Origin of the sequence: Symbiobacterium sp. (assembly GCF_040797425.1) — a bacterium.
Lineage (GTDB): Bacteria > Bacillota > Sulfobacillia > Symbiobacteriales > Symbiobacteriaceae > Symbiobacterium.
The window spans coordinates 24,423-47,308 of the sequence record NZ_JBFNEH010000032.1 but is presented as its reverse complement, the minus strand read 5'-3'; the positions used below and the strand labels follow the sequence as shown (position 1 = coordinate 47,308).

The 22,886-nt window shown below is 66.3% G+C and carries 26 protein-coding genes and 1 other annotated feature; of the genes, 10 read left to right on the top strand and 16 right to left on the bottom strand.

Translation table 11 applies throughout. The features are described 5' to 3' along the window. Positions 1–35: 35 nt before the first annotated feature. The 16 genes from leuS to rplU form a co-directional block, all read right to left on the bottom strand. Positions 36–2,615 (bottom strand): leucine--tRNA ligase, encoded by a 2,580-nt coding sequence (gene leuS / locus AB2385_RS11145; protein WP_367655074.1) that lies wholly within the window; start codon positions 2,613–2,615, stop codon positions 36–38. Between the two features lie 59 nt (positions 2,616–2,674). After that, positions 2,675–2,910 (bottom strand) — a binding site (T-box leader). Positions 2,911–3,033: 123 nt separating this feature from the next. Beyond that, positions 3,034–3,168, bottom strand: coding sequence for a MetS family NSS transporter small subunit (locus AB2385_RS11140; protein ID WP_367655073.1), 135 nt, complete (start codon positions 3,166–3,168; stop codon positions 3,034–3,036). A 2-nt stretch (positions 3,169–3,170) separates the two neighbouring features. Then, positions 3,171–4,676 carry a sodium-dependent transporter gene (locus AB2385_RS11135; protein WP_367655072.1) on the bottom strand — a complete coding sequence of 502 codons (1,506 nt, stop codon included), beginning with the start codon at positions 4,674–4,676 and terminating at the stop codon, positions 3,171–3,173. 84 nt (positions 4,677–4,760) lie between these two features. Beyond that, positions 4,761–6,122 (bottom strand): tryptophanase, encoded by a 1,362-nt coding sequence (locus AB2385_RS11130; RefSeq protein ID WP_367655071.1) that lies wholly within the window; start codon positions 6,120–6,122, stop codon positions 4,761–4,763. 169 nt (positions 6,123–6,291) lie between these two features. Further along, on the bottom strand, positions 6,292–6,927 hold the full coding sequence (locus AB2385_RS11125) for a sigma 54-interacting transcriptional regulator (RefSeq protein WP_367655077.1): 636 nt from the start codon (positions 6,925–6,927) through the stop codon (positions 6,292–6,294). Continuing rightward, the gene (locus AB2385_RS11120) at positions 6,840–7,661 is read right to left on the bottom strand and encodes a sigma 54-interacting transcriptional regulator (RefSeq protein ID WP_367655070.1); all 822 of its coding nucleotides are present in this window, start codon (positions 7,659–7,661) and stop codon (positions 6,840–6,842) included. Before AB2385_RS11120 ends, AB2385_RS11125 begins: the two co-directional genes overlap by 88 nt. Before the next feature lie 124 nt (positions 7,662–7,785). Continuing rightward, positions 7,786–10,242: a transglycosylase domain-containing protein gene (locus AB2385_RS11115; protein WP_367655069.1), complete on the bottom strand. Its 2,457-nt coding sequence runs from the start codon at positions 10,240–10,242 to the stop codon at positions 7,786–7,788. Positions 10,243–10,327: 85 nt separating this feature from the next. Continuing rightward, positions 10,328–10,669, bottom strand: a complete 342-nt coding sequence (gene rsfS / locus AB2385_RS11110) for a ribosome silencing factor (protein WP_367655076.1) — start codon at positions 10,667–10,669, stop codon at positions 10,328–10,330. 74 nt (positions 10,670–10,743) lie between these two features. Further along, positions 10,744–11,991, bottom strand: coding sequence for an LCP family protein (locus AB2385_RS11105; protein WP_367655067.1), 1,248 nt, complete (start codon positions 11,989–11,991; stop codon positions 10,744–10,746). Between the two features lie 25 nt (positions 11,992–12,016). Further along, positions 12,017–12,589 (bottom strand): bis(5'-nucleosyl)-tetraphosphatase (symmetrical) YqeK, encoded by a 573-nt coding sequence (gene yqeK / locus AB2385_RS11100; RefSeq protein WP_367655066.1) that lies wholly within the window; start codon positions 12,587–12,589, stop codon positions 12,017–12,019. 28 nt (positions 12,590–12,617) lie between these two features. After that, entirely contained in the window at positions 12,618–13,235 is a 618-nt protein-coding gene (gene nadD, locus AB2385_RS11095) for a nicotinate-nucleotide adenylyltransferase (RefSeq protein WP_367655064.1), read from the bottom strand. A gap of 14 nt (positions 13,236–13,249) precedes the next feature. Beyond that, a complete protein-coding gene (yhbY, locus tag AB2385_RS11090) occupies positions 13,250–13,558 on the bottom strand; it encodes a ribosome assembly RNA-binding protein YhbY (RefSeq protein ID WP_367655063.1) in 309 nt (102 codons plus the stop codon). 28 nt (positions 13,559–13,586) lie between these two features. Next, on the bottom strand, positions 13,587–14,864 hold the full coding sequence (gene obgE, locus AB2385_RS11085) for a GTPase ObgE (protein ID WP_367655062.1): 1,278 nt from the start codon (positions 14,862–14,864) through the stop codon (positions 13,587–13,589). A gap of 125 nt (positions 14,865–14,989) precedes the next feature. Further along, entirely contained in the window at positions 14,990–15,277 is a 288-nt protein-coding gene (gene rpmA, locus AB2385_RS11080; protein ID WP_367655060.1) for a 50S ribosomal protein L27, read from the bottom strand. A gap of 4 nt (positions 15,278–15,281) precedes the next feature. Next, positions 15,282–15,611, bottom strand: coding sequence for a ribosomal-processing cysteine protease Prp (locus AB2385_RS11075; RefSeq protein WP_367655059.1), 330 nt, complete (start codon positions 15,609–15,611; stop codon positions 15,282–15,284). Between the two features lie 4 nt (positions 15,612–15,615). After that, positions 15,616–15,930, bottom strand: coding sequence for a 50S ribosomal protein L21 (gene rplU, locus AB2385_RS11070; protein ID WP_367655057.1), 315 nt, complete (start codon positions 15,928–15,930; stop codon positions 15,616–15,618). A gap of 355 nt (positions 15,931–16,285) precedes the next feature. On the opposite strand from rplU, the gene AB2385_RS11065 reads away from it, so the two are divergent. The 10 genes from AB2385_RS11065 to AB2385_RS11020 all read left to right on the top strand — a co-directional run bounded on the left by AB2385_RS11065 (position 16,286) and on the right by AB2385_RS11020 (position 22,886). Continuing rightward, the gene (locus AB2385_RS11065; RefSeq protein ID WP_367655056.1) at positions 16,286–16,909 is read left to right on the top strand and encodes an isoprenylcysteine carboxylmethyltransferase family protein; all 624 of its coding nucleotides are present in this window, start codon (positions 16,286–16,288) and stop codon (positions 16,907–16,909) included. Further along, positions 16,906–17,526, top strand: a complete 621-nt coding sequence (locus tag AB2385_RS11060; RefSeq protein WP_367655055.1) for a hypothetical protein — start codon at positions 16,906–16,908, stop codon at positions 17,524–17,526. Before AB2385_RS11065 ends, AB2385_RS11060 begins: the two co-directional genes overlap by 4 nt. Next, positions 17,514–17,672: a hypothetical protein gene (locus tag AB2385_RS11055; protein WP_367655054.1), complete on the top strand. Its 159-nt coding sequence runs from the start codon at positions 17,514–17,516 to the stop codon at positions 17,670–17,672. The genes AB2385_RS11060 and AB2385_RS11055 overlap by 13 nt, the downstream gene beginning before the upstream one ends. A 162-nt stretch (positions 17,673–17,834) precedes the next feature. Then, positions 17,835–18,320: a hypothetical protein gene (locus AB2385_RS11050; RefSeq protein WP_367655052.1), complete on the top strand. Its 486-nt coding sequence runs from the start codon at positions 17,835–17,837 to the stop codon at positions 18,318–18,320. Positions 18,321–18,604: 284 nt separating this feature from the next. Next, entirely contained in the window at positions 18,605–20,002 is a 1,398-nt protein-coding gene (locus AB2385_RS11045; protein ID WP_367655051.1) for a radical SAM protein, read from the top strand. 99 nt (positions 20,003–20,101) lie between these two features. Beyond that, positions 20,102–20,251, top strand: coding sequence for a hypothetical protein (locus AB2385_RS11040; protein ID WP_367655049.1), 150 nt, complete (start codon positions 20,102–20,104; stop codon positions 20,249–20,251). A gap of 59 nt (positions 20,252–20,310) precedes the next feature. Beyond that, positions 20,311–20,478, top strand: coding sequence for a hypothetical protein (locus AB2385_RS11035; RefSeq protein WP_367655048.1), 168 nt, complete (start codon positions 20,311–20,313; stop codon positions 20,476–20,478). A 12-nt stretch (positions 20,479–20,490) separates the two neighbouring features. Further along, entirely contained in the window at positions 20,491–20,625 is a 135-nt protein-coding gene (locus AB2385_RS11030) for a hypothetical protein (protein WP_367655047.1), read from the top strand. Between the two features lie 85 nt (positions 20,626–20,710). Further along, positions 20,711–21,946, top strand: coding sequence for a hypothetical protein (locus tag AB2385_RS11025; RefSeq protein WP_367655046.1), 1,236 nt, complete (start codon positions 20,711–20,713; stop codon positions 21,944–21,946). Beyond that, positions 21,936–22,886, top strand: coding sequence for a hypothetical protein (locus tag AB2385_RS11020; RefSeq protein WP_367655045.1), 951 nt, complete (start codon positions 21,936–21,938; stop codon positions 22,884–22,886). The genes AB2385_RS11025 and AB2385_RS11020 overlap by 11 nt, the downstream gene beginning before the upstream one ends.

The window sequence follows — 22,886 nt, the reverse complement described above, 5'->3', positions numbered from 1 at the left end:
CGCCCCCACCACGCCCACCCCTCGACCGCTTCTGCTTACCCTTTCACCACGATGTTGACCAGCTTGCCCGGCACCGGGACCACCTTCACGATCTGCTTCCCGGCCACCAGTGCCTGCACCTTCTCGGAGGCCAGGGCCACCCGCTCCATCTCGGCGGCGCTGATGCCGGCCGGCACCTCCATCCGGTCGCGCACCCGGCCGTTGATCTGCACCACGATCTCCACCGTCTCGGCCCTGGCGACCTCCTCGTTGTAGGTGGGCCAGGACTCCCGGTGGATGGAGCGGGTATGGCCCATCTGCGACCAGAGTTCCTCGGCCAGGTGCGGGCAGAACGGGGCGATGATCAGCACGGCCTTGTGAATGGCCTCTGCCAGCACCAGTGCGCTGGCGTCGCCCTCCTCCGCGTTCACCTTGTCCCGGTACGCATAGATGGCATTGGTCATCTCCATCAGGCCCGAGATGGCGGTGTTGAAGGCGAACCGCTCGTGCAGGTCGGCGGTGATGCGCTTCACCGTGGCGTGGATCACCCGCCGCAGCTCCCGGTCCTCCGCCGTCAGGCTCGGGGCCACCCGGGCCAGGCCGGCGGCGATTTCGGCCTCGGAGAGCGCACCGTCCGCCGAAGAGCCATCGGCCGCCACCAGGCTCCGGGCACGCCGATACGCGGGCAGCGCCGACATCACCATACGGTAGAAGCGGTTGACGAACCGGTAGGCCCCTTCAATGCCGGCGTCGGACCAGTCCAGGTCACGTTCGGGCGGCGCCGCGAACATGATGAACAGCCGGGAGGCGTCCGCGCCGTACCTGGCCATCATCTCCTCCGGGGAGACGATGTTGCCCTTGGACTTGGACATCTTGCTGCCATCCTTGAGCACCATCCCCTGGGTGAGCAGCCGGGCGAAGGGCTCGTCGACCTTCACCAGCCCCATGTCGCGCAGCACCTTCGTGAAGAAGCGGGAGTAGAGCAGGTGCAGCACGGCGTGCTCGATGCCGCCGACGTACTGGTCCACCGGCATCCAGTAGTCCACGTCCTCCGGGTTCCAGGGCTTCTCGGCGTTGTGGGCGTCGCAGTAGCGCAGGTAGTACCAGGAGGAGCAGACAAAGGTGTCCATCGTGTCGGTCTCCCGCCGGGCGGGGCCGCCGCACTGCGGGCAGGTGGTGTTGACGAAACCCTGGTGACGGGCCAGCGGCGAAGCGCCCTCGCCGGTGAAGTCCAGGTCATCCGGCAGCCGTACGGGCAGGTCCTTCTCCGGCACGGGGACCGTGCCGCACTTGTCGCAGTAGACGATGGGGATCGGCGCGCCCCAGGCCCGCTGGCGGCTAATCAGCCAGTCCCGCAGCCGGTAAGTGACCGTCTTCTGGCCGAAGCCCTTCTCCTCGGCGTAGGCGATCACCTTCGGAATGCCCTCGAGGTTGGGGGTACCGTCGAAGGGGCCGGAGTTGACCATGATGCCGGGATCCACGTAGGCCTCGGTCATCTCCTCGGCCTTCAGGCTGCGCTCGGGGTTCTGGATGACCACCTTGATGGGCAGCCCGTACTTCTGCGCGAACTCGAAGTCCCGCTGGTCGTGGGCCGGCACGCCCATCACGGCGCCGGTGCCGTAGTCCATCAGCACGTAGTTGGCGATCCAGAGCTGGGCCTTCTCACCGTTGAACGGGTTGATCACGTCCAGCCCGGTGTACAGGCCTTCCTTCTCCGCCTCCGTCGACGTGCGGGCGATCTCGCTCAGGGTCCTCATCCGCTCCTGGAAGGCCCGGATGGCGGCCACCCGCTCCTCCGGGACCAGGCCGGAGGTGCAGATCTTCTCCACGATCGGATGCTCCGGTGCGACCACCATGAAGGTAACGCCGTAGATCGTGTCCGGCCGGGTGGTGAAGATCGGGATCTTGTCGCCCGTGGCCACCAGCGTGAACTCGACCCTTGCGCCCTCGGAGCGGCCGATCCAGTTCTGCTGCATGATGCGCACCTGGTCCGGCCAGCCGCCCTCCAGCAGCTTCAGGTCTTCCAGCAGTTCGTCCGCGTACTGCGTGATGCGGAAGAACCACTGGGACAGGTCTTTCTTCGTGACCTCGGAGTCGCAGCGCCAGCACCGGCCGTCCTCCACCTGCTCGTTGGCCAGCACCGTCTGGCAGGAGGGGCACCAGTTCACCGGGGCGGTCTTCTTGTAGGCCAGGCCCTTCTTGTAGAACTGCAGGAAGAGCCACTGGGTCCACCGGTAGTAGTCCTCGCGGTAGGTGTAGACCGCCCGCGACCAGTCGTAGGAGAAGCCCAGCTGCTTCAGCTGCTCCGTCATCTCGGCGATGTTCTGCTTCGTCCACACGGCCGGGTTGGCGCCGTGCTGGATGGCGGCGTTCTCCGCCGGCATGCCGAAGGAGTCGAACCCGATGGGGTGCAGCACGTTGTACCCCCGCATGCGCCGGTAACGGGCGATCACGTCGACGATGGTGTAGTTGCGCACGTGGCCCATGTGCAGCTTGCCCGACGGATACGGGAACATGGCCAGCGCGTAATACTTGGGTTTCGACGGGTCGCGCTCGACCTTGTACAGGCCCTCTTCCTCCCACCGGCGCTGCCAGCGCGGCTCGGCTTCTCGGAAATCGAACCGGTCTTCTGCCATAGGTTGGTTGGACCTCCTCTGGATGAAAAGCTGCGAAAGATGACAAGGCTCTCGTCCCACGAAGGGACGAGAGCCGTTGCTCCCGCGGTACCACCCTGCTTGGCCTGACGGAGCAGGCCCTGCTCTCCCGGCTGTAACGGGCCGCTCCCGGCACGGGCTACGGGCCGGGTTCATGCCCGGGGTTCGCCCGTGCGGCTCCGGGGCGAGGTTCGCCGCCCACACGCTGCCGCCTCGCACCTGCCGGCGGCTCTCTGAAAGCGGTGGAGGGGCTACTGCTCCCCGTCATCGCCTTCCAGCAATCAGATTGCGAATTACACTTGATTATGGCGCGCATGCGCGCCAAAGTCAAGGGCGCACCGCAACTTGAAACACGTCGCCGGAACCCCAAGCGGGTTCCGGCGACATCCAGCCACTGCGGCTAGCCGTGCTGATGTTCCTTCTTCTTCTCGGCCCGCAACGCGGTGGTGATGAAGAAGGTGAGTCCGCCCCAGAGCAACGCGATGCCGAAGACGAGCATCACAAGCGAGCCCGGCAGAAGCCCCTGCTGCGGCATGGCTACCCAACCCCCTTCTGGCTCAGATCAAGCTGCTGCGAACGCATCTGCATGATCATGGAGAACCCGAACATGGCGATGGCCACGGTCCAGCCGAAGAGCACCAGGGCGCCGGTCGGGTAGCCGGCGTACGGCTCCCGGAACTCGTTGATGAAGTTGGAGATCACGTTGTAACCCAGCAGGACCGGGGTGACATACTTCACCAGCACGTCCCACCAGAGCCCAACGCGGATGTCGGAGGTAAGGTTCACGTGCTCCCGGATCTTGGCGGTGCCCATGAAGTAGCCGAGCACGATGGCCTCCACCAGGCCCAGCACCGCGATGGCGTAGCTGCCCACGAAGTGGTCCACGATGTCCAGGATGTGCACGCCGGCGCCGGTGGCGAACAGGGAGCTGAAAGCGAAGCCGATGAGGGAGAACCAGCCCAGCAGCTTCTTCCGGTCCACACCGAAGCGGTCGATCACCGCCGAGGCGAAGGACTCCATCTGGGAGATCGACGAGGAGATGCCGGCCAGCAGCAGGGCGGCGAAGAACAGGATGCCGAAGAGCGACTGGAGCCAGAACGGTCCGGGCAGCATCGAGACGGCCTTGGGGAAAGCGACAAACGCCACGCCGGCACCGGCCACCGCCATCTCCTCGAAGGGCACCCCGGCCTTGACGGCGGCGTAACCCAGGGTCGAGAAAACGGCCAGACCTGCCATGAAATCGAAGGACGAGTTCGCGAAGACGGTGATGAAGGCGTTGTTGGACAGGTCAGAGCCCTTGGGCAGGTAGCTGGCATAGGCGATCATCACGCCCACGGCCAGGGTGGTGGAGAAGAAGACCTGGCTGTACGCGGCGACCCACACGCCGGGATCGGCGATCTTGCTGAAGTCGGGGTTCAGGAAGTAGTTCAGGCCATAGCTGGCACCCGGCAGCGTGACACCGCGGATCACGAAGATGATCATCGCGACGACCAGGAAGGGCGTCATGAACTTGCATGCCTTCTCGATGCCGCCGGAGATGCCCTGGGACGAGATGTAGTAGTTGGCCAACCAGATCAGCGCGACAGCCGCGAGGATGGCCCAGCGGATGCCGCCGAACTCCAGCGGGCCCGAGGTCACCCCGAGGACGTCGACGTTGAAGAAGGTGCCGGGATCCTCCCCCCAGGCCTGGGTGAAGCTGAGGATCAGGTAGCGAAGAGCCCACGAGATGATCACGCTGTAGTAAGTCACGACCACGACGGGAACGGTGATCTGCCACCAGCCGACCCACTCGAAGCGCCGGTTCAGGTTCTTGAAGGCCGTGATGGTGGCTGTGCGCATCTTGTGCCCGAACCCGAATTCCAGGATCATGAGCGGTACGCCAGCCGTGAGCAGCGCCACGAAGTAGGGCAGCAGGAACGCACCGCCGCCGTTCTGGTACGCCATGAACGGGAAGCGCCAGAAGTTCCCGAGCCCCACGGCAGCGCCGATGGTGGCGAAGATGAAGCCGGACCTGGATTTCCACTGATCGCGCTGTTCTGCCATGCGTGCGGCCTCCTCTGATTCGTCGAGGTAGGAGAGACGGCCCCGACTCGTGGGGGTGCAGCCGGGGCCGTTTCAGCATCCGAACTACACCAGGTCGAAGTGGGCGGTGAAGTGGCGCAGCACCTTGGGCTCCTTGGTGAACTTGACGCCCCGGATCTGGTCGCGCTTCTGGAATGCGTTGATCACGGCCTCGGCCACGTCTTCCATGTGCTGGTTCGTGTAGACCCGCCGCGGAATCGCCAGCCGGGTGAACTCGAACGGGCTCCGCACGTTCTCGCCCGTCTCCGGGTCGCGGCCCATCATCAGCGAGCCGACCTCCACCGCACGCACGCCGCCTTCCAGATACAGCGCCACCGTCAGCGCATGCCCCGGGAACTGGTCCCACGGGATGTGCGGCAGGAACTTCGCCGCATCGACGAACACCGCATGGCCGCCCACCGGCCACTGGATCGGCACCCCGGCGTCCCGTAGCAGCTTGCCCAGGTACTCCACCTGGCCCACCCGGTACGCCAGGTACTCCGGGTCCAGCGCCTCCCGGAGGCCCACCGCCATGGCCTCCAGGTCGCGGCCCGCCAGGCCGCCGTAGGTGAGGAAGCCCTCGAAGGGCACCACCGCACCGCCGACCTTCGTGTACAGCTCCTCGTCCCGGAAGGCCAGCAGGCCGCCGATGTTCACCAGTGCGTCCTTCTTCGCACTCATCATCAGGCCGTCGCCATACGAGAACATCTCCCGGGCGATCTCGATGGGCAGCTTGTTCTGATAGCCTTCCTCCCGCATCCGGATGAAGTGGCAGTTCTCCGCGTACCGGGCCACGTCAAACAGCACCAGCAGGCCGTACTTCTTGGCGATCTGGTACGTCTCCCGGATGTTGGCCATCGAGACGGGCTGGCCGCCGGCCGAGTTGTTGGTCACAGTCATCACGATGCAGGCGATGTTCTCGGCGCCGTGCTCCGCGATGAACTGCTCCAGCTTCGCCGTGTCCATGTTGCCCTTGAACGGGTGGTACTCCTCGGTGGGATAATCCGTCAGCAGGTCCACCGGACGGCCGCCCGCCAGCTGCACGTGGCCGCGGGTGGTGTCGAAGAACATGTTGGAGAGCACGTACATGCCAGGACGGACGATCTGCGAGAAGACGCTCTTCTCGGCGCCGCGGCCCTGGTGGGTCGGGATGACGTACTCGTACCCGGTGATGTCGGTGACGGCTTCCTTCAGTTTGAAGTAGCTGCTGGCGCCGGCATACGCCTCGTCGCCCAGCATCATCGCCGACCACTGGAACTGGCTCATGGCGCCGGTGCCGGAGTCGGTGAGCAGGTCGATGTACACGTCGGCCGACCGCAGGAAGAACGGGTTATAGTGTGCCGCCTTGATCGCCTTCTCCCGCTCCTCCCGCGGGATCAGGCGGATCGGTTCCACCATCTTGATCTTGAAAGGCTCGCCCTTAGGCATGGCTGACTCCTCCTTCTATGGCAGGAAAAATGGTTTGAAGGAATACGCCTTAAGTAGGATGCAAGCACCATGCCAACGACGGAATCAGGGCCGGAGACTGCTCTCCGGCCCTGATGCGTTTCAAATTGATACACAAGGCGTCTCATCCTGTATCCAAACGAGACAGTTGCTAGTCCAGCCCATACCTGGCCAGCTTCCGGTACAGCGTCGCCCGGCCGATGCCCAGGTGGCGGGCGAGGGCCACCTTGGAGTCGAACGCCCTGAGTCCCGCCTCGAGGAGCCGTCGCTCCGCCTCCTCCAGGGTCGGCAGGTGTTCGGGCCGCACGCCCGCGGCGTCGGCCGAAGCCGGCGACCAGGTATCCCCGGCGTCCGCGCCCACCACCTCCGGCGGCAGGTCGGCCACGTCGATCAGATCGCCCTCCGCCATCACCACCGATTGCTCCACCACGTTCTCCAGTTCCCGGATGTTGCCGGGGAACGGGTAGGCCATCAGGGCCCGCACGGCAGCCGGCGTGAAGCTCATCTGGGGCCGACCCAGCCGCTCGCAGGTGCGCCGGAGCGCTTGTTCCAGGAAGAGCGGAATGTCCTCCCGGCGCTCCCGGAGGGGCGGCAGCACCAGGTGAATCACCCGCAGCCGGTAGTAGAGGTCCTCGCGGAACTGCTTGTCCCGCACCAGCCGGGCAAGATTGCGGTTGGTCGCCGAGATGATGCGCACGTTCACCCGGCGGACCTGAGAGCCCCCGACCCGGCGGATCTCGCCGCTCTGCAGGGCCCGGAGCAGCTTGGCCTGCAGCCCCAGCTCCAGGTCGCCGATCTCGTCCAGGAAGAGGGTACCCCCGTCGGCCAGTTCGAACAGCCCCGGGCGCCCCCCTTCCGGGAACCCGTGAAGGCGCCCTCCTCGTAGCCGAAGAGCTCGCTCTCCAGCAGCGAGGCGGGAATCGCCGCGCAGTTCACCGCGATCAGCGGCTGTTCCCGCCGGGCGCTGTGGTTGTGAATGAGGCGGGCGACGACCTCCTTGCCTGTGCCGCTCTCGCCCTCGATGAGCACCGGCGAGTCCACCGTGGCGGCCTTCCGGGCCGTCAGGTACGTCCGCTGCGCCACCGGGCTGTTGCCGATGATGACCCCATCCTCGGTGAGCGACGGGGCCGTGAGGTTGCTGCGGAGCAGGTCAATGGTGTTGCGCGCTTCGGCCAGCGCCCGGGACAGGGACAGGATTTCGGTGATGTCCCGGAACACGGAGACCACGCCCACCATCCGCCCCTGGTCGTAGACGGGCACGATGTTGGAGACCACCACGTGGTCGAAGACCCTGGTCTGCACCCCGATGAGCGGCCGGCCCGTCTCCAGCACGTCGAGGATGTGCGAACCGGGCACCACGTGGCGGACATGGCGGCCGATCACCTGCTCCCGGGTGAGCCCGGTGATGCGCGTGTTTGCCTGGTTGACGTAGACGACGATCCCGGCGTCATCCACCGCCACCACCCCGTCGTGGAGGCTGTCCAGCACCTGCGGGGCCAACTGGATGATGAAGTTCTCCACAGTCCCGCCCTCCCGCGTCGCCTTCTGGACGATCTGGTCGCCTGGTGGCGACTTCCCTGCGGAAGGGCGGAATTCCTTCACGTCACTGCACGCTGAGAACTGTGATTTTCGCCCGACCTTAGGGTCACCCGAGCCCTTCCTGCAAGGGCGCAAGCTCGTCCTGCTCCTGGGCCGGCCGGGGTACTTCGTCCTCCGCTTCCGGCGTCTGGGGCGCCTCCTCCTCTTCCGCAGGCTCCTCCGGCTCGGCCGGCTCCTCCGGCTCCTCCGGTTCCTCCTCTTCCGGGAGGTCCGGCTCGTCCGCCCCCGGCAGCCAGTCCCACGGCGAACCGGGCTGGCAGGCGGCGGTCGGCAACTGGTCGGCGATGTCGGCCGGCAGGTACCTCGGGTTCCACGGTTCGGTGGGGTGCCTCACCAGCGGTTCCGGACGGCGGATGAACACCCGCTCGACGGGCGTTCCGGCGCAGCCCGGCCGCCACAGTTGCCACTCCTTGTAAACAGGGCGGCCGTCCGGGCCCGGCACGGTCACCTGCACGGCCTTCGCCCGCACGAGCAGGTCGCCGGCGGACTTCGGCTCGCTCCCCTGCAGGAACAGGTCCCGCACCACCTGGTCTTGCGGGCAGTTGGCGTCAGGCAGCATCCCGGTCAGCCGGCAGACGGTCACCCACACCACCTCGGGCGGCTGGGGCCAGTCTTCCGGCGGCTCGGTCACCACCTGTGTCATGATGCGGTTCCAGATCTGCACCGGCACGTACGCGCCGGTCCAGGGCAAGTGGTTGTTGGGGTCATCGTAACCGTTCCAGACGGCGGTCACCAGGTCGGGCGTAAAGCCGATGAACCAGGCGTCGCGGTTCTCCTCCGTGGTTCCCGTCTTGCCCGCGGCCGGCCAGCCCCGGAAGCCGCCGGTGAAGGCGTAGGCAGTGCCGCGGCGGACCACGTCTTTCATCATGTCGATCATCAGATAGGCGGCACCCCGGCTGACCACCTGCTCCTGGCGGGGCCGGGCCTCGAACAGGACCTCGCCGGTGCGGTCGACCACCCGGGTGATCACCACCGGGTCGACCTTCACCCCCATGTTGGCCACGGCGCCGAACGCCGTGGTCATGTCCAGCAGCGTCACGCCCTTCGAGATGCCGCCGAGGGCCAGGGCCAGGTTCTCGTCCTCCTGCAGGATCGTCGTGAGCCCGAGCCGGCGGGCCAGGTCGGCCCCCACCCACGGGCCCCCGCCGTACTGCATGGCCCGCACGGCCATCGGGTTGAGCGACTGCTCCACGCCGTAGCGGGCGGGCTTCAGCCCGCGGTAGCGGTAGTCGTAGTTCTGCGGCCAGACCGTGGTGCCGTCGTTAGAGAGACGCACCGGCGCGTCGTCGAGGATGGTGGCGGGCGACATGCCCGCCTCCAGGGCCGGCAGGTAGGCGACGATGGGCTTGATGGCCGACCCGGGCTGTCGCAGGGCGTCTGTGGCCCGGTTGAACTCCAGCATGCCCTGCCGCTGGCGGCCGCCCACCATCGCCAGCACCTCACCGGTGCGGACGTTCATCACCACCACCGCGACCTCCGGGCGGGGCCCGTCGGCGGGGATGCCGTAGGCCACGTCGGCCGCGTCCATCTGCTCCGCCACCGCCTGCTCGGCGATCGCCTGGATGCGGGAGTCCAGGGTGGTGTAGACCTTCAGGCCGGCACGCGCCACCGACTCCGGATCCTTCAGCTTCAGCCCGTACCGCTCGGCCAGCCCCGGCTGGCTGGCGGTGAGGATGTTGATGACGTAGTCGATGAAGGCGTTCCCTTTCTGTTGCGGCTCGGCGCTGTGCACGGTCCGGCGCAAGGTGGGCCGGAAGGCGAGGGCCTCCTCGTACTGGGCCTGGTCGATCACGCCCTCCCGGAGCATGGCCGCCAGCACCACGTTCCGGCGGCGGAGGGAGGCCTCCATGTCGACATAGGGGTCATAGAGGGACGGCCCATTGACCATGCCGGCCAGCTGGGCCGCCTCGGCCAGGTTCAGTTCACCCACGTCCTTGCCGAAGAAGGTCTCGGCCGCCGCCTGGATGCCGTAGGCGCCCTGGCCGAAGTAGATCTGGTTCAGGTACATCTCCAGGATCTGGTCCTTGGAATAGCGCCGCTCCAGCTGAATCGCAATCCAGGCCTCCTGGATCTTGCGCGTGAGCGTGACCTCCTGGGTGAGCCAGCCGCTGCGGGCCAGCTGCTGCGTGATGGTGGAGCCGCCCTCCACGCGGCCCCCGGGCAGGCGCAGCAGGTGGAGCCCGGTGCGCCAGGCGGCCCGGGCGAGGCCCCGCAGGTCGATCCCGTGGTGCCGGCGGAACCGCGGATCCTCGACGGCGATGAAGGCGTCGCGGACGATGGGCGGAACCTGGCTGATCTTCACCGGCGTGCGGTTCTCGCCCGCGTGCAGTTCGTAGATCTCGTTGCCCTCCCGGTCGTAGATGACCGTGTTGGTCGCCCAGTTGATCTCGTCCAGCTTCGGGGCGCTGGCGACTGCCCGCGCGACGAAGGCGCCCAGACCTGCCCCGGCCCCCAGAAAGAGCAGCAGGACCGCAATCAGGAAGTACCGCCAGCCCCGACGCATCGCCCATCGCCCCCTCGCTGAGGTGTGGACTTAGTGTGTACGAAAAACGGGACGGCGTATCGCCGTCCCGTAACCTGACCAAACCCTATCCCGCAGCCGGCGTTCTGACTGCGACCTCCACCGCATCGCCCCAGAGCCGCTCCAGGTTGTAGAAGGCCCGCTCCTCATCCTGCATCACGTGGACGACCAGGTCGCCGAAGTCCAGCAGGACCCACCGGCCGGCCCGGTAGCCCTCCGCGTGATCGAGCGACAGCCCCTTCTCGGTGAGCTGCTTCTCCACGTGGTCTGCGATGGCCCGCACGTGTATACCGCTGTTGCCGGAGCAGATCACGAAGTAGTCGGCGACCGGGCTGATGCCGCGGATGTCGAGGATGCGGACGTCCCGGGCCTTCTTCTCGTCAGCAGCGAAAGCAGCCCACTGGGCCATCTCGGCGGAATCAGTCAATCCGGCATTCCCCTTTCGCAAAAATAATCTTATCGTTTGGTTCACCCTATTCGCCCTTACCCGTCTGGTTCCTCCTGAGCCGGCAGAATCACCTGCACCGGCCCGTCTCCCGCCGTTTCGCCGGTCACCATCTCCACCGGGTACCCCTGGGCGAGCAGCGATCGAGCGACCATCAGACTGCCGGCTTCGTCGCCGCCCGGTATGATGCGCACCACGGCCGGGCTGTCCGCGGGCGGACCGGTTCGCTCCACCCGAAAACCCTGCTCCGCCAGGCGGCTGGCGACGGCCTCCGCCCGGGCGTCGCCCGCTGCGGCGGCCACCGCCACCGCAACGGATGCGGCCCGCTCCGGGTCGATGCCGTTCACTATCCGGTCGACGAGCCGCCGGGTCGCTGCGGGGTCGTGAACGTAGTAACTTACGTACTGCCCGAGCTTTTCATCGTACAGGCTTGCGGTGGTGCCCGGGAGGGTGACCATCTCCACGCGTTCCGGGCTGAGGCCGGAGGCCAGGGTCACCAACTCGGGCAGGCGGGCGGGCTCGATGCTCGACTGCACGTAGCCGGCGAGCTGCGGCAGGAGCACGGGCAGCCGCACGAGGTTGCCCGGGCTGGTCATCTGGGCAACCACCGTGCGGATGAACGCCTGCTGAGCCCGGATGCGGCCCAGGTCCTCGTCGGGATACCCCGTACCATCATTGTTGTGCCGCCAGCGCACATAATCAAGCGCCCGACGCCCGTCAAGTATTTGCGGTCCAGGTTCAAAATGGATATGCAGATCCTGATCCGGGTCGTCATACTCCATTCTGAAAGGAATGTCGACCTCCACCCCGCCGATCGCGTCGATGGCCCGGATAAAGGCCTCCATGTCGACCACGACCGTGTGGTGGATGCGAACGCCCAGGAGCCCCTCGACCGTCTTCAGCGCGCGCAGCTCCGGCGGGAACGCGGGGTCCTGGTCGCGCACCCCGTAGGCATAGGCGTGGTTCACCTTCTCGATGGTGCCCTCGCCGGCCAGGAACGCCCGGGTGTCCCGGGGAATCTGCACCGCCCCGACCCGCTTCTCCTCCAGGTCCAGAGAGACGAGGATCAGCACGTCGGTGCGCACTGCCTCCCGGTCGAGGGCCATGACCAGCACGTTGATGCGCTCGCCGGCCTGCACGGGGGTCGCGCGCACCGCCGGGGGCACCTCGGCGGGAACGGGATTGTAGCTGCGCTGCACGGCCACGCCCAGGGAGGCGGCCACGTAAACCAGGCCGCCAACGAGCAGGAGCACCGCCGCCAGGGCCAGCCTCCTTCCCCACCGCACGCCCGCCTGTCCCCCTCTCTACACGCTACTGCCCGATCTGCTGCAGGAGCCAGTTGCGCGTCTCCACGGAGGCGGGGTGGATCAGCCACCCCCGCTCCACCAGGTAGACCAGCGAGTTGTCCAGGGCGTGAAGCAGCGCCCGGTCCAGGTCTCGCTCGGCCTCGGCGCGGATCGCCTCCACGCGCGGAAACTTCCGCCCCGGCTCCACATAGTCGGCCAGGAACACGATCTTCTCCAGCAGGCTCATGCCCGCCCGGCCGGTGGTGTGGCTGGCGATGGCCTGCAGGACCTCCGGGTCGGTGACCAGCCCCTGCTCCTGGAGCTGGCGGGCCGCCACCGGCCCGTGCAGGAGGTGCGGCGCGGCCCGCTCCACCGGGTCGGGATTCAGGCCCAGGCGGAACGCCTCGCGCAGCAACTCCGCCGGCGGCAGGGGCTTGGCGTAATCGTGAAGCAGGGCGGCCACTGCCACACGGGTCTCGTCCGCGCCGTGGATCCGGCCCAGGCGGCGGGCGGTCTCCAGCACCCGGTACGTGTGGGCCAGGCGCTCGCCCGTCACCCGGCTCTGCAGCGCCGCCTCGAGCACGTTCCACTCCGCCATGTCGCTTCCTCCCGGTCGGGCCGCCGCGTCAGGCAGGGTCCTTCCCGCGGTACAGCCCGTGCTCTTCGATGTAGGCCACCACCGCATCAGGAACCAGGTACCGGAGCGGGTACCCGGTCGCCGCCAGCTGCCGGAGCCGGGTGGAGGACACCGCCACCCCGGGGATCTCCAGCACCCGAATGCGGGCCGCGAGGCGCGGCCCCAGATCGGCCAGCATCTGCCGCCCGCGGTCCAGGTCGTACCCCGGGCGGGTGACCACCAACCAGTCCGTCATCTGCAACAGGGTCTGGTATTCCCGCCACGTGGTGATCTCCAGCAGGCTGTCCATCCCGATGATGAACGCGGCCTCCCAGTCCGGGTGCTGCGCCTGCAGCGCCCGGACCGTCTCCACGGTATACGAGGGACCCTCCCGACGGAGTTCCAGGTCCGAGAACTCGAAGGACGGGTTCCCCGCGATCGCCAGCCTGACCATCGCTGCGCGGTGAATGGCCGGCGTCACCGGCTGTCCTGCCTTATGGGGCGGCTCCCGGTTGGGCAGGAAGATCACCCGCTCGACGCCGGCCAGATGCACCACGCCCTGGGCCGCGGCCAGGTGGCCCAGGTGAATCGGATCGAAGGTGCCGCCGAGGATGGCGACGCGCGCCACCTCACCACCCCCTGTCAGTCGGGCAGCTCGATGCGAGGCTCCTCGGGGTTCCGCCGGAAGAGCAGGAAGTTCCGCCCCACCACCTGCACCAGAGCCGCCCCGGTGCGTTCGGCGACCTCGGCCGCCACCGCCTCGGGGTCGTCGGGGGCCGTCTTGAGGACGCGACCCTTGATCAGCTCCCGCGCCCGCAGCGCCCCGTCGGCCTGTGCGATCACGCCCTCGGTCACGCCCTCCTTGCCGACGATCAGGATCGGGTTCATCGTCACGCCCATCGCCCGCAGGAAGCGCTTCTGCTTGCCGGTGAGCTCCACGCTGCCATTCATCCTCTCCGCCGCGGGCGGCCCCGCAGGGTCACTCGGGGTCGTCCGTCAGCACGAATTCGATGTCGCAGATCCGCACGGTGTCGCCGTCCTGGGCGCCGGCGTCGCGCAGGGCCTGCTCGACGCCCTTCGCCTTCAGGATGCGCATGAATCGCTGCACGGCCTCGTCGTTCTCCCACATGGTCATGGCGACGAGCCGCTCGATGTCGCGCCCCGCCACGTGCCAGATGCCGCCATAGCGGTAGACCCGCCACTCGTCCTCCTTCGGCCGGTAGACCTTCTCCGCCTCGGGCGCCGCGGGCTCCGGCGGCACCCACTGCCGGATCAGGTCGTACGCCGCCTCCAGGAGCGGGCGGAAGCCCTCCCGGGTGGCGCCGGAGATCGGGAAGACGCGATAGCCCCGGGCCTCAAGGGCGGCGCGGACCCGCGGCAGGTTCTCCCGGGCGTCCGGCAGGTCCATCTTGTTGAACGCCACCAGGGTCGGCCGCTCGGCCAGTTCCGGGTTGTAGGCGCGCAGCTCCTGCTGGATGACGTCGAAGTCACTCAGCGGGTCGCGCCCCTCAGTGCCGGCGCCGTCCAGCACGTGGATCAGCACCTTGGTGCGCTCGACGTGGCGCAGGAACTCGTGCCCGAGGCCCACGCCCTGGTGCGCCCCCTCGATGAGGCCGGGGATGTCGGCGATGACGAACGAGCGCCCCTCGCCAAGGTCGACAACGCCGAGGACGGGGCTCAGGGTGGTGAAGGGATAGTTGGCGATCTTGGGCCGGGCGGCGCTCACGGCGGAGAGGAAGGTGGACTTGCCGGCGTTGGGGAAGCCGACCAGGCCCGCGTCGGCCACCACCTTCAGTTCCAGCAGCAGCCAGCGCTCCTCTCCCGGCTCGCCCTTCTCGTAGAAGGTGGGGCACTTGTTGGTAGGCGTGGCGAAGCGCATGTTGCCGCGACCCCCGCGGCCCCCCCGGGCCACGACTGCGCGCTGGCCGGGCTCCACCAGGTCGAAGAGGATTTCGCCGGTGTCGTCGTCCTTCACGACGGTGCCCGGGGGCACCTTCACCACCAGGTCCTCGCCCTTCCGGCCGTGCATCCTCTTCGGGCCGCCGTGCTCGCCCCGTTCGGCCTTGAAGTGCTTCTGGTACTTGAAATCGACGAGGGTGTTCAGCCCGGGGTCCACCACGAAGACGACGTCGCCGCCCCGGCCGCCGTCTCCGCCCCACGGTCCGCCCATGGGGATGAACTTCTCCCTCCGGACCGCGTTGGAGCCCCGCCCCCCGTCGCCGCCCTTCACGTAGATGCGGGCGACATCCACAAACATGGCATCACGCCCCAGACCTCGTTCTCATGGCTAGCCTTCGCCCGCCCGGTGCGCCGTATGTGGCCAGGCGCCGCCGTGGAAGAGGCCCCAGCACCGCCAGGGTGCTGGGGCCTCGGGTCTCCGTCTTACGCCTCGACGGCCACCTCGATGGGCAGAACCGAAACCTGCTTCCGGTCGGCGCCCTTGCGGCTGAACTTCACGATGCCGTCAACCAGCGCGAACAGGGTGTCGTCCTTGCCGCGGCCCACGTTCGCACCGGGGTGGATCTTGGTGCCCCGCTGGCGGACGATGATCTCGCCCACCGTCACAACCTGGCCGTCGCTGCGCTTCACGCCCAGGTACTTAGGATTCGAGTCACGACCGTTCTTGGTCGAACCAACGCCTTTCTTACTCGCGAAAAGCTGCAGGAACATGGGGTCAGCCTCCCTCCGTCACGCGGACATAATCCTTATAATCCTTCTCAATATCCTTCAGGCCGAGAACCGTGGTCTCCAGAATCGCCTGGGCCTTGAGCAGGGATTCCGGCGTACCGCCGGGCAGCAGCCTGCACCAGGCCTTGCCCGACCCGGCCCGGCCCTCGTGGGGATGGGCAGCCACCCGCTTCAGCCCGATGAGCGCTGTCACCACCAGTGCGGTCACCGCGGCGCAGACGATGTCCTCACCCGGGTCTGCGAAGCCGGCGTGCCCCTCGGTGTGGAGCGAGATGACCGAGCCGTCCTCCGCCCGGCCCACCCGCACCGTAATCACCGCGCTACCCCTCGATGGACTCGATGGTCACCGCCGTGAACGGCTGCCGGTGGCCGGACTTCCGGCGGTAGTTGGACTTGGCCTTGTACTTGAAGACGATGATCTTCCGAGCCTTGCCATGGGAGGCGACCTTGGCCGTCACCTTCGCCCCCTCGACGTAGGGCGAACCCACAGTGATCTGGCCGTCCTTGCTGATCGCCAGGACCTTGTCGAAGACGACGCTGTCGCCCTCGGCAGCCGCCAGCTTCTCCACCCGCACGGTGTCGCCCACCTGGACCCGGTACTGCTTGCCGCCCGTCTCCACGATCGCGTACGTCAAAACGGAACACCTCCGAATGATGTAGACTCGCCGGAGCCAGGTACGCCTTGCGGCGGTTTGCGGGACCCGCCCCGTGCGGTTGCCACCACAGGCCCGTCTCGCGGGCGCGCGGAGGCGACATGTAATGTTAGCATGGGATGGCCGTGCATGTCAATGCAGGGGAATTCCTCGGCGCGCTTCGCCGGCCGATTCGCGGGTTTTCACTACCGGGTAAAAAACCGTTATTGTATTGCCATTTGCCCGAATATAACGTCTACTTTGCCCACAATTTGCGCATCACCTGTTTCCCAGGCGATCCGTCCCGGTCCGTGCAGTTCCACTGGCACGGCGTCAGGCACGAGGAGGAATCCTGCGCATGATCGTGGAGATTCTGGTAATCTTTGCGCTCATCGCCCTCGGCGGCCTCATCGAGCTGGCCGTAATCTACCGTCTCGGTCGCTGGCTGGCGAGAAGATTGGGAGACCGGATGGGCTACTACACGGGCAACGTCCTCATCTTTCTCGGCTTCATGCCGTTCTTCGTCAAGTACTTTCAGGTTCTCCGTTCCTGGGGAACCAACGCCATCGGCGTGCCTCCCTGGGGCTACGCGCTCGGCGTGGTCCTGGTCGTTTCGGGCCTGCTGATCACCTGGATCGGCGTCCACACGCTGTCGTCCGACCGCTGGTGGTCCAAGCCGAAGTTCCAGAAAGAGCGGCGCGAGCAGCTGGTCGATACGGGCATTTACAGCATTCTGCGCCACCCCACCTATCTGGGGCAAATCCTGATGCTCTACGGCCTCGCACTGCTGGTCGACCTGCAGATCGCGCTGGTTTCGGCGGCTTGCCTGCACATCTACCTTGCCTTTATCCACGCACGCATTGAAGAGCAGCGCTGTATCGAGATCTTCGGGGATCAGTATCGGGAGTACGTGAATCGCACGGACGCGATCATTCCGTGGCGGGCGCTGGTGCGGATCAGCCTGCGGACGCACGGGTCATGAGGCTGCGGATCTTCTCCGTGCCCGAACGCACCGCAACCTGGCGTGTGCTGGCCGCCCTGCTCCTCGTCTTTCTGCCCTTCTCCCTCTTTGCCAGCGGCCTGCTGGTTCTGACGGTCTGGCTCGTCAATCCCCATCGCGCCTCCGTCGCCGACTTCCTGCACGCCCTCGGCGGATTGCTCACGGCAGGGTTCCTCCACGAAGTCGGACACTGGGTCGCCGCAGGCCCGGGCGTGCGCATCGCGGCCATCACGACAACGGCGGGCATGACCGCCGTGCGGATCCGGCTCGCGCCCGCGCTGAAGGTGGGGTCCGGGCAGTGGGTGACCATGATGCTGGGCGGAGCGGCGGCCAACCTCCTGGTCGCAGGCAGCTTGATCGCCCTGCGCCCGGAGTTGGGCACGTGGGCTTTCCCTTACATCATTCTGCACCTGCTCACCGCAGGTCTGAATCTCGTTCCTTTCCGTACGGCCGTGACGGGGCCCAGTGATGGCTGGCTTCTCTGGCACGGCCTGCGACACAGACTGGCTTTCGGAAACGGGGGGCTCTCGCCCTCATGCTCCCCCTCGACATCCTTCCCGGCGCCCTCCAGCAGGTGTTGCCCTGGATGCCCATCTTGAACGCCCGTTTCCTGCTCGGCGCAATCCACACGCCCGCGTTCACGGCAGGTCCGGACCACTGGCTGCCCATCGGCGTCAATCTGGCCGTCGGCCTCGCACTGCTTTACGCCGCCATTCACTGGTTCAAGGCCAAGTTTCTCCACTGAGGATGAGGATCTGGAGGGAGAAGTTCACTCGTGTGGCCACGCATTCTCAGGTGGTTACATCACGATCGACTGGCGGTCCGAGTCGCCTCGGCCCTGGTCATCGGCCACCTGCTGATCTTTGCGGGGTGAATCGCGGGCTACTATCTGCTCCCCGAACGAGCCTTGCACGGATGGCTTAGTAGCGGCGCGCCCATCGAACCGACCAGCCTCGTGCCCCTGGCCGCGCAGCTGTTCGCCTATAACGTCTGTCTGCCGGGCCTGGCCACCGTGTGGCTGAGTCGCGTGCAGGCAGGCGGCTATTCCCTCGGGTACAACGTCCCGTTCCTGAACTCGGTGCTGTACGGCCTCTGGCTGGGCACCAATTCCTTCGCGGTCCCCCTCCCTCAGCGCCTGGCGCCCACCCTGGCGGTATACTACACCCGCAGCGGCCCCTACGAGATGACTGCCCTCCTCCTTGTGGCGGCGGCCCTGGCCCGAAGCGCTTCGATCGTTCAGGAGACGTTCTGGGGAGGCCGCACCGTCTACATTCCGGCAGCAGAGCGGCGCCTTCATCTGCGCGAGTATCTGGTGATCGCGTTCGCCGTCCTGCTCCTGGCCGTAGCGAACACGGTGGAAGCGTGGATGTGGCTGGAAGCCATCCGAACTTGACGGGTAACGAAACAATCGCTTGCAGTAAGCTTGCCAGATCCAGTGATGACGCAAAGGAGAGCCATGGGCAACCGGGAAGAACCGTCCTGGTGGCGTCTTCCCGGTCTGCTGGTGGTCTCTCCTTTTAAGCTGAGCCACGGCAGCCCCAATACCGGAACAACTTGAACTCGGTCACGCTTGCCCTGATTTTCTCTATCAGATTATAACTATTCCTCTGTGCTTTCTGCCAACTATGTGGTAGGATTAGCTCTGTCCACCAGCAAATGCGGGCAGGAGATGATGGCGTGAGGCTCAGCAGTTACATCATCTTCGTCCCTCTGGAAGACCGCGATGAGACCATCCTGGTCCACGGCATCTCGGGCGCCGTCGACCGGGTAAGCAACGAGTGGGCCCGCAACCTGCGCATGACGAGGTGGGACCGGTTTTCGGAGCAGGACCTGGAAGACATGCTGCGCCGCGGCTACATCACCCGCAAGACGGTTGAGGAAGAGCGCGAGTTGGCCATCCGCATCGGCCGCGCGCTCCGCGCGAAAGCCGTGCGCAGCTCCAGCTTCATCTTCATGCCCACCCTCAAATGCAACCTCGGGTGCGACTACTGCTTCCAGAACTTCCTCCGCACCGAGGCAAACGCGGCGCCATCGGTGGACACCCGCATGGTGGACGCCGCACTCCGCGCGATGGCTGCACTTCAGGAGCTCCGGGGGGGCAGAGTCAACCGTATTCTGCTCTTCGGTGGTGAGCCGCTGCTTGCGGCGAATCGGCCGGTGCTCGCGCACCTTTTCGGGAAAGGGACGGACCTCGGCTACCGGTTTGACGCGGTGACCAACGGCACGGAACTGCACCATTACCGGGACTACCTGGGGCCCGGCATTCTGGAATCGGTGCAGATCACGCTGGATGGCCCGCAGGAGGTCCACGACCGGCAGCGCTGGGCGCGCGACGGCCAGGGCACGTACTGGCAGATCAAGCAGAACATCGACATGGCGCTGGCACTGGGGGTACATATCTCGCTGCGCATGAACGTGGGCTGGGAAACCCGCGACGCCATCCGGGAGCTGGTGGCGGAATTTGATCGCTACGGCTGGCTGGGGCACCGGGGGTTTTCGGCCTACTGCGCCCCCATTCGGGGAAAAGGCGGGCAGGCCGAGTCCACGCGGCTGCAGCGGGCCGTGATCCAACTGGTCAACGAGATCAACGCCGCGTACCGCCCTCGCTACGGGCGCGCGGTGGTGGCCATGGCAGGCGGCACCCTGCGCATGAAAATCGCCAGCCTGCTCAGGGAAAACCTCCTCTCGGCGCTGACGCCCGCGTATTGCGGCGCCCACCTGAACATGTTCGTCTTCGCCGCCGACGGCGCCATATACACTTGCTGGGAAGGCGTCGGTATTCCTTCCGCCAGGGTGGGACGGTTCTGGCCCGACCTGGAACTGGATGAGGAAAGCCTCAACCGCTGGTTCGAACGCCACAGCCTCAATATTCCCGCCTGCCAAAGGTGCCGCTACATGTTCTTCTGCAGCGGGGGCTGCGGGATCCATGCCCTGGAGCACAACGAGGATTTCTACAGCCCGTACTGCGACGGTTTCGCCGAACTCTTTCGCCACCATGTACAGCAGGCGATCGCTCAGCTGACCGACCTGGACGACACACCCATCCACCACGAACTCGGCTACGTCACCGAGTGAACCCCGGCCGGTCTGCCTCTTGCGACAAGTCTTGTGACGGGCCATGCAAATGGTCCGCCACAAGTTACGCTCAACGCGCCGCCGCAAGGAGATGACAACATGGAAGAGTGGGTTCGCACGGTCGGCAAGGAGCCGGTGAACGACCTCAGTCTCGAGACCCTGGAACACCTGCTGACCGAGGAGCTGGAGGCCCAGGACCTTTTCAACTGTGGGTTCAACTGGCTCTGCGATCAGAACAACAGCAAGTAGGTTCAGGTGCAATGCACTGGCTGGAGGCAAGGTTGCCAGGAAAGGTGAGGAATGAGCACATGAGCGTTACCGACAAGAATGCCGCAACCACGCGGACAGCCCCGGCTAAAACGCAGCCCCTGAACCACGTCGCCCTGGACAGGCTCGAGACCTTGCTGGCGGAAGAAATGGAGCAACAAACACTCTTCGACTGCACCATTAACTGGTACTGCAACATCAACACATGAGGAGGGTGTGAGATGAACAAGCCGGAGAAGGAGCCCATGAATAGGATCACCCTGGAGAAACTGGAAGCCATGCTGGCCGAAGACATGGAAGAGATGTCGCTCTACGGCTGCTTCTGGAACTTCGCCTGCAAGACCAACAACGGCTAACCAACTCCAGACCCACCGGCCTGCGACGGACCTGCGCGTCCTGCATACGGTGCAGGTCCGTCGCACCCACCTGAGGGGGAGGTTCATGGAACGCCCGGCCCTGGCAAAGGGCGTCACCCTGCACCAACTCGACCACCATGGGTCGCCCACCTTTCGGCTGGTCGGTCCGGCCGGCCAGCAGTGGCAGGTGCGGCCTCTTCTGTACCACGTGGCCGTCCATGCCGACGGCACCCGCACCGTGGCTGACCTCGCACGGCTCGCCACCGAGTCGATGGGCTCCCCGGTCAGGACGGAAGACGCAGCGTTGGTCGTCCGGTGGCTGGCCGACCGAGGGCTGATTGAAGGGATCGCGGCCGCCGGGAAGCCTGAACCCGCGCCCGGCCACCCATTCGGTCAAGTGCGTCGCCGGTTGTTCAGCGGCCCCGCGCTCACGGCAGCCGCGACGGGGATGGCTTTCCTTTTTCGGCCGCGATGGGTGGTCCTGCTTCTGCTTCTCTCGCTGGCAGTGCGGCTGCCCCCCTACGCCACCATCCATGGCCTGGGGATCCTCCAACTGATCACCACCAACCCATGGTCGGCGACCACTCCCACCCACGTGGCCGTGCTGGGGTCCATCATGCTCGCCGTCGCACTGCTGCACGAACTGGGTCACGCGGCAGCAGCAAGGGCGGTGCGCATGAATGTGCGCGAGATTGGTATCGGCCTCAACGTGATCTACCCCATCTGCTACACGCGGATCGATGACATCTGGGCTGGCACCAGGCAGCAGCGCTTCGCTGTCTCTGCGGGCGGAATCTACTTCCAGTTCCTGGCCGGCAGCCTCATGTGGAGTTACTACCTGATCAGGCCCGACATTCCGTGGGCCTTGCTGGCGCTGGTCAACGACCTCACGATCCTCTCCAACTTCCAGCCCTTTCTGCGCTTTGACGCTTACTGGATGCTTTCCCACCTTTTCGGCATCGTAAACCTGGCCCGGCGCGGCTGGGGGCAGGTGCTCGAGTGGATCACGCTCGGACGGGTGCGCGACGACTTCCTGCGCACATACGGCCCCGTGCAACGCCTGGTCGTCGCTGTTTACGGGGTGGCCAACGCGGCGTTTGTGGCGGCCTTCTCCTGGGGCCTCATCCGCTGGTCGGGCCTCCTCCTGCGCATGCTCCCCGGCGAGCTGTTGCGCACGCTGACCGAAGGGCCTACCGCTGAACGTGCCTGGATCCTGGCCCAGGGCGTGATCTGGTCCGTTCTGGTGCTGAACGTGGGGCGCCGGCTCTACGGGTGGTTGGCGCCACTTCTGCGACGGCAGGTGGCCCGCCATGTGGCGTGAATGGTTGCGACGTGCGGGGCTCGCCCACGAGCCCGAAATTGTGGAACGCCGGTACCGGGAAGAGGTACTCGGCGAGCTACTGGCGTTGGGCGTGGAACCCGAGGTGATACCTAACGCCGGCGCCACAAGCAACGGGTACATGATCTACCCCTATTTGTTTCACGGTTGCTTTCCCGAGATCCCCCTGGCGATCTACCGCGAACTGGCCGTAATCTCCCGAATCTACCTTTCGCAAGTCGTTCTCCTGGATCAACTGTTCGATGGCGACCTGGCGACGCGCCGCCAACCCTGGCTCGCCGCCCAGTGGCTGCTGCAGGAGGCCACCCGCCGGTTCCAGCGCCTCCTCCCGCCCGAGTCGCCGTTCTGGTCGGATCATGCGGCCATCTGGCGCAGCTACCACGCGGCGATGGCACTGGAATACCGACATACCGGCCGCCTGATCCCTTATCCGCGGGAGGAGTTCCTCCAAACCACTGCCGGCATTTTCTCGCCGGCCAAACTGATCACCTCCGCGCTGTCAACCCTGGCTGACCGGCGCGAACTCCTGCCCGTCCTCCATGAGGCGCAGGACCTGGCCGCCGCAGTCGACCAGATTGTCGATGACCTCGACGACTGGCGTGCCGACCTGCGCAATCGGCGCTACAGCTTCTTTCTGACCGGAGCGTTGGAGCGGTTGGCCATGCCGAACCCGGAGGAGGTCACGGAGGAGGACCTGGCAGAGGTGATCTATCTACAGGGATATTACGAAGAGTTCGCAGAGTACGGCATACAACTGGTCGAGGCGCTGGCCGACCGCGCTGCTCGCCTGAACTCATCGGGGTGGGTCTGGGCGGTCTCAGCGCTGCGTGACAAACTGACCGGCCGCCTCCGGGCCATGCGCAGGGTGCGTCAGCGGCTGGGGGATCCGGGTACCCTCAGGGGGGCGCTGATTAACCAGTAG

Coding starts and splice junctions, on each gene's coding strand:
- AB2385_RS11140 (WP_367655073.1), bottom strand. CDS start 3,168: ATGCCGCAGCAGGGGCTTCTGCCGGGCTCGCTTGTGATGCTCGTCTTC.
- AB2385_RS11035 (WP_367655048.1), top strand. CDS start 20,311: ATGAGCGTTACCGACAAGAATGCCGCAACCACGCGGACAGCCCCGGCT.
- AB2385_RS11055 (WP_367655054.1), top strand. CDS start 17,514: ATGCCCATCTTGAACGCCCGTTTCCTGCTCGGCGCAATCCACACGCCC.
- AB2385_RS11040 (WP_367655049.1), top strand. CDS start 20,102: ATGGAAGAGTGGGTTCGCACGGTCGGCAAGGAGCCGGTGAACGACCTC.
- rsfS (WP_367655076.1), bottom strand. CDS start 10,669: ATGGCCCAGTGGGCTGCTTTCGCTGCTGACGAGAAGAAGGCCCGGGAC.
- AB2385_RS11065 (WP_367655056.1), top strand. CDS start 16,286: ATGATCGTGGAGATTCTGGTAATCTTTGCGCTCATCGCCCTCGGCGGC.
- rpmA (WP_367655060.1), bottom strand. CDS start 15,277: ATGTTCCTGCAGCTTTTCGCGAGTAAGAAAGGCGTTGGTTCGACCAAG.
- AB2385_RS11025 (WP_367655046.1), top strand. CDS start 20,711: ATGGAACGCCCGGCCCTGGCAAAGGGCGTCACCCTGCACCAACTCGAC.
- AB2385_RS11030 (WP_367655047.1), top strand. CDS start 20,491: ATGAACAAGCCGGAGAAGGAGCCCATGAATAGGATCACCCTGGAGAAA.
- AB2385_RS11115 (WP_367655069.1), bottom strand. CDS start 10,242: ATGCGTCGGGGCTGGCGGTACTTCCTGATTGCGGTCCTGCTGCTCTTT.
- AB2385_RS11060 (WP_367655055.1), top strand. CDS start 16,906: ATGAGGCTGCGGATCTTCTCCGTGCCCGAACGCACCGCAACCTGGCGT.
- AB2385_RS11135 (WP_367655072.1), bottom strand. CDS start 4,676: ATGGCAGAACAGCGCGATCAGTGGAAATCCAGGTCCGGCTTCATCTTC.
- yqeK (WP_367655066.1), bottom strand. CDS start 12,589: ATGGCGGAGTGGAACGTGCTCGAGGCGGCGCTGCAGAGCCGGGTGACG.
- obgE (WP_367655062.1), bottom strand. CDS start 14,864: ATGTTTGTGGATGTCGCCCGCATCTACGTGAAGGGCGGCGACGGGGGG.
- AB2385_RS11020 (WP_367655045.1), top strand. CDS start 21,936: ATGTGGCGTGAATGGTTGCGACGTGCGGGGCTCGCCCACGAGCCCGAA.
- AB2385_RS11130 (WP_367655071.1), bottom strand. CDS start 6,122: ATGCCTAAGGGCGAGCCTTTCAAGATCAAGATGGTGGAACCGATCCGC.
- yhbY (WP_367655063.1), bottom strand. CDS start 13,558: ATGAATGGCAGCGTGGAGCTCACCGGCAAGCAGAAGCGCTTCCTGCGG.
- leuS (WP_367655074.1), bottom strand. CDS start 2,615: ATGGCAGAAGACCGGTTCGATTTCCGAGAAGCCGAGCCGCGCTGGCAG.